Source organism: Flavipsychrobacter stenotrophus (assembly GCF_002954265.1).
GTDB lineage: Bacteria > Bacteroidota > Bacteroidia > Chitinophagales > Chitinophagaceae > Flavipsychrobacter > Flavipsychrobacter stenotrophus.
On record NZ_PPSL01000001.1, the window covers coordinates 640,111 to 653,983 of the forward strand.

General features: G+C 44.1%; 8 protein-coding genes. 6 read left to right on the forward strand and 2 right to left on the reverse strand.

Annotated features, from left to right (window positions below):
• Positions 1 to 488: 488 nt before the first annotated feature.
• On the reverse strand, positions 489 to 902 hold the full coding sequence (ruvX, locus tag CJD36_RS02885) for a Holliday junction resolvase RuvX (protein WP_105037591.1): 414 nt from the start codon (positions 900 to 902) through the stop codon (positions 489 to 491).
• A gap of 4 nt (positions 903 to 906) precedes the next feature.
• Positions 907 to 2,886: a DNA primase gene (dnaG, locus tag CJD36_RS02890; RefSeq protein WP_133162466.1), complete on the reverse strand. Its 1,980-nt coding sequence runs from the start codon at positions 2,884 to 2,886 to the stop codon at positions 907 to 909.
• Positions 2,887 to 3,107: 221 nt separating this feature from the next.
• Between dnaG and CJD36_RS02900 the strand changes: the two genes are divergently transcribed.
• From CJD36_RS02900 to CJD36_RS02925, 6 genes are all read left to right on the forward strand, one after another.
• Positions 3,108 to 3,659 (forward strand): REP-associated tyrosine transposase, encoded by a 552-nt coding sequence (locus CJD36_RS02900; RefSeq protein WP_105037594.1) that lies wholly within the window; start codon positions 3,108 to 3,110, stop codon positions 3,657 to 3,659.
• Between the two features lie 672 nt (positions 3,660 to 4,331).
• The gene (locus CJD36_RS02905) at positions 4,332 to 8,276 is read left to right on the forward strand and encodes a T9SS type B sorting domain-containing protein (protein ID WP_105037595.1); all 3,945 of its coding nucleotides are present in this window, start codon (positions 4,332 to 4,334) and stop codon (positions 8,274 to 8,276) included.
• 214 nt (positions 8,277 to 8,490) lie between these two features.
• Entirely contained in the window at positions 8,491 to 10,926 is a 2,436-nt protein-coding gene (locus CJD36_RS02910) for a YfhO family protein (protein ID WP_105037596.1), read from the forward strand.
• Positions 10,923 to 11,456: an acyltransferase gene (locus CJD36_RS23865; protein WP_105037597.1), complete on the forward strand. Its 534-nt coding sequence runs from the start codon at positions 10,923 to 10,925 to the stop codon at positions 11,454 to 11,456. Before CJD36_RS02910 ends, CJD36_RS23865 begins: the two co-directional genes overlap by 4 nt.
• Positions 11,431 to 12,879 carry a lipopolysaccharide biosynthesis protein gene (locus CJD36_RS02920; protein ID WP_133162467.1) on the forward strand — a complete coding sequence of 483 codons (1,449 nt, stop codon included), beginning with the start codon at positions 11,431 to 11,433 and terminating at the stop codon, positions 12,877 to 12,879. The genes CJD36_RS23865 and CJD36_RS02920 overlap by 26 nt, the downstream gene beginning before the upstream one ends.
• The gene (locus CJD36_RS02925) at positions 12,848 to 13,831 is read left to right on the forward strand and encodes an ion channel (RefSeq protein ID WP_105037599.1); all 984 of its coding nucleotides are present in this window, start codon (positions 12,848 to 12,850) and stop codon (positions 13,829 to 13,831) included. Before CJD36_RS02920 ends, CJD36_RS02925 begins: the two co-directional genes overlap by 32 nt.
• Positions 13,832 to 13,873 lie beyond the last annotated feature (42 nt).

Below are 13,873 nucleotides of genomic sequence, written 5' to 3' on the forward strand. Positions count from 1 at the left end.
TCTGCAAATATATATTGCCAGTTTAAGATTGTCAAGTAAAATGTTGGGATAAACGAGCACAGCGTTTATGTGCTGTATTTCTTTTTTCTCAAAGAGAATCGGCCCGATGTGCCGGTCGGGAGACCGGCTACCGCTCGAGCGTAGTCAGAGACTAACGCTCAGCAGAGTAGTATGGTCGGTTTCATTGTATTTGGTTTACTATTCGAATTTGCCAAGTCTGGATACGATTACAAAACGAATACGTCCCGATACTAGATTGCTTCGCGAAGGGCTCGCAATGACGGCTTTTTTGCGTTCGGAAACAACTTCTGTAGAGACGCAATTATGCATCTCTACCACTGACATGTTACCTGGCAGAGAGGTACAAAACGAATATCTCCTGTGCGAATGCCGCGGTTCACTTAGACAAGCTCTGTGTAAACTTGGGCGTCACCGTGACAATCTTTGACAGCGTAAACAGAGTTTATACTCAGCGCGCTTCTTTTTGTTTAGTAGCCTATCCCCATGTACTCTTGCAGCATCATTACAGCAGCAACGGCATCAATAAGTTCCTTCTTTTCGCGGTCTTTTTTCTTTAGCCCCATTCCGGATATTTCGCGGCTGGCCATTTTGGAGGTCATGCGTTCGTCTACTTGTATTACCGGCATAGAGGGGAAGACGTTGGCGAATTTTTTGATGAATTTTTCAACGAGTGGGGTGGCATCGGTAGGGGTGTCGTCCATGTTGAGGGGATAGCCGATGATGATCTTTTCGACGGGTTCGGCGGCAATGTACTTCTTGAGGTAGCCTATCAGTTCGTTGGAATCAACCGTGTCAAGCGCCGAGGCAATGATCTGTAATGGATCTGAGACCGCGATGCCTGTACGTTTTTTCCCGAAGTCGAGTGCTACTATTCTGCCCAAAATGTTATTTGCTTTTTAGTGATTTGAATACTACCTGTTGATGCCTTTTTAATATTTCCCGTTCCATTTTTCGCAGTTCCATAAACTTCATCATCATGCGCTGCTGCTTGGCAGGGTCTTGTTCGGTATGTAGTAATTGTGTCAACTGATCTTGTATCGCCAATATTTTTTTCAGCTCGAAGTAAGACATCGTACTGTCTACATCAACTACATAATTCATTGGTCCTGATACACTATCAATGCCATACTTCTCTTTCCAGTTAGGACTTATGTCGGCATTCAGGTGCAGCAATGTTGCCATCCTGGTGCGTATATCAGGTTCCGGGTGGTTGATGAAATAATGTATCTCGGGAATAGATCCGAAGTGGGTGAAGTGGTCAAAGTATTCGTTGTAGAGCTTGCCAACCAACTGATTTTCGATCATGGCGGTGTCCACTCTTTCTTCTATCATTTTGGCTACTGATTCAAATCCATCATATGCCAGATGTCCGTATTCTATCAATATTCTCAGCAATGCCCATTCCTGTGGTTCATCTTTGGCAATGGGCTTGGCCATTATCAGCTCAGGTTCACCTTCTCCGTAGGCCGCGGCCATGGCCAAGTCTTCTTCGCTTATGTTGGCCGGTGCTGCAGCTTCTTCCTTACGCTGTTTATGGCGACTGTCATTATCTATCCTGTCGCGGATATACTTATTGACAAGGTTAACCAGGCCGGTCTCATCTACCTGCAGCTTGGCTGATGCGGTCTTAATATAATGTTCTTGTAGTGCAAAATCTTCGGCCTTGTTGATGCGCGAAATACTTTCAGCTATCTCATTGACCAGTTTAGATTTCTTTACAGGATCGCTACCTACATCGATAAGTCCTATCTGTAAGCGGAAGCTGATGACATCCTGCTTATGTTCTTTTACAAATTCGTGGAAGCGGGTTACGCCCGACTTCTGTATGAAGCTATCGGGGTCTTCGCCATCGGGTAGGAGCACCAACTGCACGTTGAAGCTCTGGCCCAGGGCCATATCCAATCCGCGCAGTGCTGCCTTGATACCGGCTGCGTCACCATCATATAGGATGGTAAGATTACGGGTAAGCTGACCAATAAGCCTTAGCTGATCTTCGGTAAGTGATGTGCCGCTACTGGCTACTACATTCTCTACACCGCCCTGATGCAAAGAGATAACGTCGGTATATCCCTCCACCAGGAAGCACTCGTCCTGCTTGCCAATGGCAGTACGGCTCTGGTACATACCATAGAGGATCTTACTTTTCAGGTAAAGCTCGTTCTCAGGTGTGTTGATGTACTTAGGCGCCTTCTCATTGCTTTTGAGGATACGCGCACCAAAACCGAGGATACGACCGGTCATGCTCTGGATAGGGAATATTACCCTTCCCCGATACACATCATGATAGATGCCGTTACGGTTCTTGATTAGCCCCGCTTTTTCCAGCAGGTCTTTATTATGTCCCTTGGCTACGGAAGTCTGGAAGAACTGATCGTTATACTCAGCATTATACCCCAGCCGGAAGCGCTCTATTATTTCCTTTCTGAAGCCGCGCTGTTTGAAGTACGACAGGCCTATCAGCTGACCCTCTTCGCTATTCAAGAGGAAATCATGAAAGTAATTGGCTGCATACTCATTGAGTATGCGGAGTGCCTCACCAGCCTGCTGCTGTTGCTGCTGCTCGGGAGTACGTTCGGTTTCTTGCAGGGCTATTTTGTAATAGTCTGCCAGCCACCTGATAGATTCGGGGTAAGTCAGCTTTTCGTGTTCCTGGATGAATGAGACCACATTACCCGCCTTACCACAGCCAAAGCATTTATATATCCCCTTTGCCGGAGATACATTGAATGAAGGTGATTTTTCATTGTGAAAAGGACAATTGGCCATATAATTGGCTCCTCTTTTCTTCAAACGCACAAATTGCCCAATCACGTCGACAATGTCGGCGCGGCTCATCACTTCGTTTATGGAGGCTGGTGCGATCACGGGGGACAAAATTAAGCTAATTAGCGGTGTGTTTTATTTTGTTTTCCTGTGGGAGGTGTTTTGCCTGTTTCGTGCAAAGGGTGTAGTGGTCACTTTGATAATGCAAAAAATTGATGCGGGCTGCTACCTTCAGTTGGGCGTAGTCTTCAGACTACGTCCTTGCGGCAGGCAATTTTCAAATTGCCGTAAACAATATTAAATTAGCCTATAAACTAAATCCCATGAGCACAGGCTTCCAGATAACAGACCAATACGCTACTTACTTCATCACTCCAACTATTGTTGATTGGGTAGATATTTATTCCAGGAAGGTATATAGAGACATAGTTATTGATAGTCTCAATCATTGCATTGCGGATAAAGGTCTGGTGGTGTATGGGTATGTGGTTATGACCAATCATATGCATATGATTGTAAGGGGTAAGGATGGTAATATTTCGGGTATCCTCCGCGATTTCAAAAAGTACACTGCGTATAAGATGCTCACAGCTATAAAGGAAGAGCCGGAAAGCAGGCGGGAGTGGTTGTTGCACAGGTTTGAATGGAATGCGTCGACCAATGAACGCAGCAGTAATTATCAGGTGTGGATGCATGATAATCATGCAGAAGGTGTTTATTCAGAAGATTTTTTCAATCAAAAGCTCAATTATATTCATAATAATCCTGTTCGGGCGGGATGGGTAGAGCATCCAGAGGAGTATGTTTTTAGTAGTGCTAAAGCGCTATTGCAGCAGGTGCCTGGCCTCGTGGCGGTAACTCCGTGGGGTTTTTAGTTTATACGGCAATCTGAAGATTGCCAACCGTTATGACGTAGTCTGAAGACTACGCCAAACATGGGTAATTTTTCGCAAGCGGGAGGCTTGCATGTGCGAGGACGAAGCAGGACGCTTCGTCCAGTGTGAGACTGAAGACTATGCCAAACATTGGTCGCGTTAGGGGAATTTCCGCTAAAGCCTTTTTTTAATTACTCTTGATCCACGACCTGAAGGTTAATGTCATTTAGTTAAGGGAAGTTTGCTTAATTAAACATCCGATACCTTCGGCATCGTTTCCCATTTTGTGTCTGATTTTGCTATAGACATCTGATACCTTCGGCATCATGACATCTAATTTGTATCTTAACTAAATGACATTGACCTGAAGGTCGTTGCAACTGATAAGATACCTGTAGCTGGGAATTGTCTGGACGAAGCGGGACGCGTCGACCAGGTGCTCGTTTTGGTGTGGAGATTAAATTATCGTAAACAATTCTACAAGATAAATTTTGTTGGTTTTCAGTTATTTGGTAGTGAAAATTCTTTTTGCGGATGAAATTTTATTATTTTTGTTTAGATAATTTTCTTAATATTTAAAATGGTATTTATTTATATTACCAACTTATGCTGAGAAAGTAACGTCTATTAAAATACGTCTATTTAATCTTATTACACATAACACTCAACCCAATGAGGAAAATCTTCACTTCGATCACTTTTATAGCGTTTTTGGCGGTATTAGGTCATAATCCATATGCATTAGCCCAGGAAACGCAGTTTCATGCGAAAAATGGCATGAATGCAGCAATAAGGAATTATACAAAATTCACATCCTATCCTAAAGACAAGGGGTACCATGTTATAGAGAACAATAAGGGTTATGAAAACCATCCCGAGCTTGGGCTGAAATATGCGGAAACGCCTTGTGATAATTGTTATGAACTAATAGGAGAGCGTACTGAGCAATCTAAGACCTATGTAAAAAAAGGCGAGAAAGCAGCTGATGGCGGCAGGGATATATTTAAGCAAACGTCTACACACTCCATGCATTATCGTGACGAGGCAGGAAACTGGCGTACTATTAAGACACAGTTGGCACCCGGCTCAAAAGCTGGTGTCTATTCTGCCACTGAACAGCCTTCTCCTATTATTGTCAATACGGCTAATCGCTATACATCTATTGGTAAGGCCGGTGAAAGTTTTACTTTTAACAATGATCTGGAGTTGATCTACGTTCAACCAGGTGGCAAAGAAGTATCTCTGGGCAAGGCTGTCTGGTCTGATCATACAGCAGGTGATGACGGCATCTATGTAAAGAATGCCTGGCAGGGAGTTGATATAGAAATATATACTATTCGCGGAGCAACTAAAACAAATTTCTACATCAACCATGCTATGCCGCAGTATGCTGATGGCCAGTTGTTGGTAAGGGATCACATGCAAATGGACAAGGGATTGTCGTTGTATAGTGAAGGTAAATCAAAGTTTACAGGTAATCTGGCAATAAAGAATGCTGAGGGGTACAACTTGTTTTATGTTTCTGCTGCTACTGCAATGGAGAAAGATAATATCAAATCTACCCTGCAGATGTTGCAATACTATATAAATGGTAATACAGTTGACATAGCATTGCCAGGCAATTTCCTGAACAGGCCTTCTACATCTTATCCTGTGATCATTGATCCCCTTGTTACACAGGCTACTAATACTGCTGTTACCGGGTCTACTTATAGTGCGGCATGGACAGTGCCATGTGTTTATGCAAACGCAGCAACTGTTCCGGCAAATTGTACTATCACCGATATTCAATGGACATTTAATTACATTACCAGCGGCGGTGCTGCAATGTGGGATGGATCTGTTGATTTTAGAAGAGGTACTTGCCGTAGCCCTACAGGTCCTACCGGTGCCGGCGGTTTTTACTGGTTTTGTAACACATTCCTGACCGGTACCTGCACAGGGTCTAATATTTCTATTTTTGCAGATCTGTCTGCATGTATACCTGCTCCTCAGTGTCCGTCTTACAATCTGAATATGACGATGGATTTTTACCAGAATTATCTGTCAACTGCTGCATGTGCAATCACTTATATCAGCGCAGCAATTCCATTGACCATTACTGTTATTGGTCATACAGTAGAAAGTAATGGAGTGATTAATGCCGGTTCCTCTACAATCTGTGCGGGCCAGTCTACAACTCTTTCTACTTCGGCGGTATATGGTGTGCCACCATATACATTCTCATGGATGCCGGGTGGATTGGTAGGCACCCCTGTAACCGTGTCGCCAACTTCCACAACAACTTATACGGCTACCGTTACCGACGCTTGTGGCATAACGGCAACAGCAACTACCACAGTAACGGTGAATCCACTAACACCAATAACGGGTACATTATCTGTATGTGTTGGTGGAACGACCACCCTTAGCAATGCTACGGGTGGCGGTACATGGAGTAGCAGCAACACTGCGGTCGCAACTGTTGGTTCCTCATCCGGAGTTGTTTATGGGGTGAGTCCCGGTGTTACCACTATTACCTATCTTACTGCAACAGGATGTTCTGCAACTGCCACGGTTACGGTAACACTATTGTCGGGCATAACCGGCACGAATAGCTGTTGCGTAAACGCTACATCAACGTTAGGTAATTCTACGGCGGGTGGTACGTGGTCAAGCAGTAATACTGCTATCGCGACAGTAGACCCTGCAACAGGTGTTGTTACCGGCGTTTCTGCAGGTAATGTAACAATCACCTATTCAACCTGCGGCGGATGTTCTACAACTATTGCCTTTACCGTCAATCCTTTACCTGCTGCAATCGGAGGACCTACGGCTGTATGTGTTGGTGCAACTGTATCATTGACCAACTCATCGCCAACAGGGACCTGGACAAGTTCTGTGCCGGGTGTTGCAACTATAGCTTCCACTAGTGGTGCAGCAGGTGGTGTAGCAGCAGGAGTAACTACAATTACCTATACATTGCCAACTGGCTGCCTGATAACAAGACCATTAATTGTCAACCCTATTTACAGCACATCTTTTAGTGTTGTAATCTGTGCTGGCGCGTCGGTTTCATTTGCAGGTACTTATTATAACGCTACTGGTGTGTATCCACATTTGTTTACATCAATTGCGGGCTGCGACTCGGTTGCGGCATTGAATCTTACCGTAACACCGGTAACCCACACTACAGTAAATGACAGTATCTGTATCGGTTCTACCTATTCATTTGGAGGCGGGGTATACTTTACAACAGGTACATACAATCACACCTTTGCCAATATTATCGGCTGCGACTCTATGGTGACGCTTAACCTGTTCGTTAAGCCGCTGCCATTAGCCCCGCTTACCGCCAATATTGATCTATGTCAGAATGCATCTCCTGTATTCCCGCTTACGGCAGTGGGTACAAATCTGCTTTGGTATAATGTTGCCACCGGAGGAGTGGGTAACCCTACCGCACCTGTTCCGTCAACAACAACTCCGGGACCTTTAACATGGTATGTAAGCCAGGTAGTATTGGGTTGTGAAGGGCCAAGGTCACCGCTGAATGTGTTGGTACACAATAAACCAAACTATACAATAGTGCCGGGTAAACCCTATGAGTGTCAGTATGATACGATCAGCCTGAATTATAATGGTCCAATGTTTCCCGGAGCGATATTCTCATGGACGGTTCCAAACTATTCTACCATCACCGCCGGGACTGTAGCTACCGACCCATCTATTATTGTTCGGTTTGATACATCATTGGGAAATAATACAGTATACCTGACGGTAGGCGATGGTTATGTGCCATGTAATTCAACTGTTCCTTACAATGTTCCTGTATTCCTTACAGCTCCGCCGGCATTCTTTAATCACAATCCTAACGTATGTGCCGGTGATTCCATACTGGTAGCACTGACTTACACCAGCCCCGGCATCAATGATTATATCTGGAATTTTGATGGCGGTAATATTGTCGTTGCCTCTTCAGACCACGGTGGCCCTTACAAAGTAGTATGGTCAACACCGGGAGTGCATGTTATTACACTTAATGCTGTGACCAATCCAAATTGTCCTGCAAGTACCATTAAGGATACGGTTCATGTGCAACCACGCCCTGATGCAAGAATTGCACAGTTTGTATTGCTGAATGGCAAAACGTCGGTTTGTATGGGCGATAGTTTAATATTCAGTCCACTGAATTTCGATAGCCGTTATTCTTACTTCTGGTCTCCGGAGCATTATTTTACTCAGGATAATGCTACCCGCCAGTACGGTGTGATAGACAATGCGGGTTATGTAAAGCTTACAGTTAAGACGCCATTTGGTTGCGTGGCTATAGATAGTACGCTGGTAGATGCACAACCATGCTGCACCATTTCATTCCCTACGGCCTTTACACCAAATGGCGATGGTAAGAATGATGTGTTCCGACCAATAACCGATGGTAATCATAAGATCCATTTCTTCCGAATTGCTAACCGTTGGGGGCAGAATGTATTTGAGTCGCTTGAAGATGGCGCAGGTGCATGGGATGGTACTTACAATGATGTGAAGCAGGATATGGACGTTTATTACTACTTTATCAGCTATGATTGCAGCGGAAAGAAAGTGGTACAGAAAGGTGAAGTAACACTGATAAGGTAAATTGATATTTATAGAACGAATGAGCCGTCCCGAAAATTCCGGGACGGCTTTATTTATAGCTGGGGTTAATAATGGTTAAAAAAGGATCGAGGTGATATATGTTTCACTACTTTTAATCCGTTAGTAGCTTCATTAATATTTCAGTTTTATTTTCGCTGAATGTGCTACTAATAGTGGAGAGATAGTTTATTTTTGTTCCGATTAAAAAGATATTATGCAGTTTGATTTCAAAAAGATAAGATTAGATCTTTTGGCAATAGTAGTATTTGCCGTCCTTTCATTATTGTATTGTATGCCTCAGCTGCAAGGCAAAAAATTGAGTCAGCATGATAATATCTCATGGCAGGGTGCTGCGCATGAGGGTATGGCTTATCACGATTCTACCGGTAAAGATGTGCTATGGAGCAATAGTATGTTTGGCGGTATGCCCAGCTACACTGTATATGTAGGTACTGCCAATTTTAATTATTCCAGCTATGTACAGACCGTTTTACAGGCGGTAGGTAAGCCAGCGTACTTCTTCTTCATTGCGATGGTGTGCTTCTACATACTGATGCGCGTGCTGAAAGTGAATCATTGGCTGAGTATGGTCGGGGCATTTGCTTACGCGTTCTCTTCTTACAATGCTATTATAATAAGCGTAGGTCACGAAACAAAGATGCTGACGATGGGTTATATACCTGCTGCAATAGCCGGTCTGTACCTTATTTACAGGCAAAAATGGTTGCCGGGTGCGGCTTTGTGGGGTGTCGCCGTGTGCCTGATGACGATGAATAATCACTTCCAGGTCATTTACTACTACCTGTTTATCTTCTTCAGTATGGGCATTGTTATGTTGTTCATAGCAATAAAAGAAGGGAAGATCAAGGAGTTTTTGATATCATCTGTTATCGCAATTGTCGTTGGCTTACTGGGTGTTGGTCCTTCAATGCCCTCGATATTGACCAGTGCGGAATATGCTAAGGAAACCATGCGTGGTGGAGAGAGTGAGCTGTCGGGTAAGGAAAAGAAAGCCAATGGCGGATTGGATAAAGAATATGCGTTCCGCTGGAGTAATGGAATAGGGGAGACCTTCTGTATCATGATCCCTTATTTGTATGGTGGTGCATCGGGAGAGCCGGCAGAAATGGCACCTAAGACCCGCGAAGTAGTGGGTGACCGTGCTGATAAATTACCTCTGTATTGGGGACCTCAGCCATTCCTGAGCGGTCCGGTTTACTTTGGTGCTATCATTTGTTTCCTCTTTGTATTGGGTACAATAGTTGTAAAGTCGCCACATAAGTGGTGGATCATAGCAGCAAGCTTCTTAGGTATTATGTTGTCGTGGGGTAAGAATTTTGAAGGCGTTAACTACTTCCTTTTTGATCACCTGCCTATGCTGAACAAGTTTAGAACACCATCAATGGCACTGGTGATACCGCAGTTCCTGTTCCCGTTGCTGGGTTTCTGGGGCGTGCAGGAGTATATATCAGGAAAGACAAGCAAGGAAGAATTATTGAAAGCGCTGAAAATAGCAGCAGGTATCACAGCTGGCTTATGCATAGTGTTGGGCCTTGGTGGTAGTATGTTCTTCAGCTTTACAGGAGTGGAAGATGCAGGGTACCAGGCAGAATTAGTGAACCTGTTGAAACAAGACCGTGCTTCTCTGGCCATGTCAAGCAGCCTGAAGAGTGCGGCATTCATATTGGCCGCAGCCGCATTGCTCTGGGCATTGGTAACTGAGAAGATAAAGCCGGTGATGATGATAGGCGGTTTGGGCTTGCTTATTGCCATAGATATGTTGCCTGTGTCTCGTGACTACCTGAATGAAAGCAACTATGAAGATGCATCAGAGTTTGACGCCACCTTCCAGCCAAGGCCTGTTGACGAACAGATACTGAAAGATAAGGACCCGTATTACAGGGTGCTTGACCTGTCAAGAAACACTTATAACGATGCGGTACAGGCATATTTCCACAAGTGTGTAGGTGGTTATTCTCCAGCTAAGATGGAAATGTACCAAGACCTGATAGACCGCCATATGAGCAAGGGCTATAATGGTGAAGTGCTGAACATGCTGAATACTAAATACATTATAGTAGGCGGACAGAAGAGCGCACCACAGGTAATTCCTAATCCTAACGCATGTGGCAATGCATGGTTTGTAGATGAGGTAAAGCTGGTTAACACCGCAGATGAAGAGATCAACGGGTTGACCGCGCCGCAGTTGGGTGATACCACAATAGTACCGGGTGCATTCCAGCCAAAGAAGACTGCCATCATCCGTAATACATTTAAGAACGACCTGGGTAATGGTGCAATAGGTAAGGATAGTGCCGCATTTGTGAAGCTTACTAAATATGGATTGGATGAACTGTCATTCGCGTCAAATAACAGTAAAGATGGTCTGGCAGTGTTCTCTGATATCTATTATGCCAAGGGCTGGAAAGCCTATGTAGATGGCAAGGAAACACCGATCGTGAAGGCGGATTATGTTTTGAGAGCGATAAAAATACCTGCAGGACCGCACAAAATAGAGTTCCAATTCAAGCCTGATAGTTTCTATAAAGGCAAAACAGTGGCTATGGCCAGCAGCATCCTCATACTATTATTGTGTGTTGCTGCGTTTATACCTGTGTTCAAAGGTTCAAATAAAAACGAGCAGGCATGAGTGAAGTAGTAGGTGGTCTTAAGCGCATGTTTGGCATGCGTCCTGAAATGAGTTTCAGCTTTTACATAAGAGATTTCGTTTTCCGGAAGCTCTTGCGTAATAATGCTAAGACCACATGGGCCATACACCATTCTACTACCATACATAGCCCTGAGCGGATAACCCGGGGTAAGAATTGCTACCCCGGAGATTCAGCCGGTATTTACATTAATGCACGGAATGGCATCATATTGGGCGATTATACGAACATAGCTCCCAATGCCGGGCTGATATCGGCCAATCATGACCCGATAGACAATGATAAGCATTTGCCGGGACCACCAATGGAGATCGGTAAGTTTTGCTGGATAGCGATGAATGTTGTCATTCTTCCGGGTGTAAAGCTGGGTGATTTTACTGTGGTAGGAGCCGGTGCTATTGTTACCAAGAGTTTCCCGGAAGGGTATTGCGTAATAGTTGGTAACCCTGCGAAGATAGTCAAATACCTAAACAAGGAGGAATGCGATGCCTTTGCCAAAACTAAACAGTAACTCCTTATTCAGTAATTCAGTATTCATCTTCCTTATCAGGTTCTTCCCCTCTGTGGCTAACCTGTTGGTGCTGTTATACTATTCCCGACACCTTGACAAGCCCACCTATGGTACTTACCAGAACTTCTGGACCCAGTTGTATTTTATCTATCCATTGGCCTGTTTTGGTATACATGTGCTTATCACTACTTATGCACCAGGCACCATTTTAAAGCTGGCTAAGACAGTTTCCATTAAGCAGTATTTACTGTATGGCATGTGGCTATGCCTGCTTAGTGGTGGCTTTGCATGGCTTCAGGTTGATTCCCTACAGGCCGGGTGGCTTATACCACTATTGTTTATGATCACCTTTGCAATGGGTATTATTACTGAGTCGTTTCTGATCGTTTTTAAGAATATTAAAGGCCTGCTCATTATAAATTCGGGCTATGCACTAGGTTATCTCGCCATTCATAAAATGGTTCTGGATAATGCATTTACTCAGCGTGGTGTATTCTTATACTTGCTGATATTGAATTGTTTACGACTTGTGTCCTCACTTATTATGTTAGGTGTAAGTGCAAGACAATTGGAGAAGGATGATACTGAAGAGATAAGAACTGTAAAAGAAATAAGAACGCTTTGGCTGCATATGGGCTTTTATGATATTCTGCAGAGTGTTTCTTCGTGGATAGACAAGTTCCTTGTTTCAATATTACTTACAGCCGCGGCATCTGCCATATACTTTAACGGCACGCAAAATGTACCTTTCCTGCCACTCATCTTAAGTGCATCGGGTAGTGCGGTGTTGATACAAATGAATAGGGTGAAGGCAAAGGATGAAAATACCAACCTGATGCAGTTAATGAATCATTCGGCTAGGTATCTTTCCAATATCGTGTTCCCGCTTATGTTCTTCCTCATGTTTTTCAGGTATGAGTTGTTTGCGGTTTTACTGCCCGGTTACCAGGAAGCTGTACCGGTGTTTTTTGTTATGCTGTTCATCTTGCCGTTTCGTACTTATAGCTTTATTACAGTATTCCAGAAGCTGCATAAGGGTCATTTAAGTACTACGGGGGCTGTCGGCGAATTGGTGTTGGCCTGCCTGCTGATGTACCCGCTCTACAAATGGCTGGGGCTACCGGGGTTAGCGTTGAGTTTTATCATCTCCAGTTATACGCAGTTTGTTTATTATTTCTATCACATCAGCCGGTTGTTGAAAACCAAGGCATATAACCTTGTGCCTTTAAGTAACTGGGCCGTTAAGCTTTTAATATTCATTCCTTTGTTCGCATTTCTGCATTATTTGGTAACTTCATTTTTTCAAACCAGGGTCAGTTTGTTATTGGGCATAGTAGCCATGATAGTAACAATACTAGTTGCTCTTTTTGTAGAGATCAGGAACAGTAAAAATGGCGACATCGCACAACAAAACGAAATTTAAGGATATAAGCAATACCGGATTTGGTGCCAATAGTAGTGTGGAAGGTGGCAGACTGGTAAATGCCGACGGATCTAACAACCTGCGTAAAACAGGGTTGCCGTTTTACGAGCGCATCAGCATCTATCACTCTTTGCTGCGGATGAGTCGTATGAACTTTACACTTACCATCTTTGCTTTCTATACGGCGATTAACCTGTTTTTCGCCGTTATTTACTTTACTATTGGCGTAGATCACCTGGAGGGTATTGATGTACATGCACCGTTGTACATCCGTTTTCTCAATGCCTTTTTCTTTAGCTCGCAAACACTCACCACTGTGGGTTATGGCCACGTAGCACCATCGGGTATTCTTACCAATTTTGTTGCTTCTACAGAATCTTTGATAGGTATTCTGGCATTTGCCGTGGTAACCGGTCTTATCTACGGTCGTTTTTCGCGTCCGCGTGCTTACATACTGTTTAGTAACAATCTGATAGTAGCACCTCACAAGGGTGGTAAAGCACTGATGGCTCGTATAGCCACTTATAAGAATAACCACCTTACAGATGCGGAAGCCCAATTGACCGTAGCGCTTCATGTAAACGAGAATGGTAAGATGATCACGCGCTTTTATCAATTACCGTTGGAGATAAGTAAAGTCACCTCACTGGCGCTGAGTTGGACAATAGTACACCCGATAAATGAAGATAGCCCGATAGCTAATTTTACAGATGAACAATTGAGGGATGCCAGGATGGAAGTGATACTGGGCATCAAAGCTTTTGATGATCACTTCTCTAACACAGTGCAACAGCGTACGTCTTACAGCCATCCACAATTGGTCTATGGTGCTAAGTTCGAGCCGATGTTTGAGCGTTCACCGGAGGGTAACTATACACTACTGGAACTGGATAAGATCAGCCACCATACAAGGGTGCCACTAGAGGAGCAGGTAGTGGCGAGTCAGAATTAATGTAGTCTGACGATCATTTAACTTTATGTGTACCTGTTATAA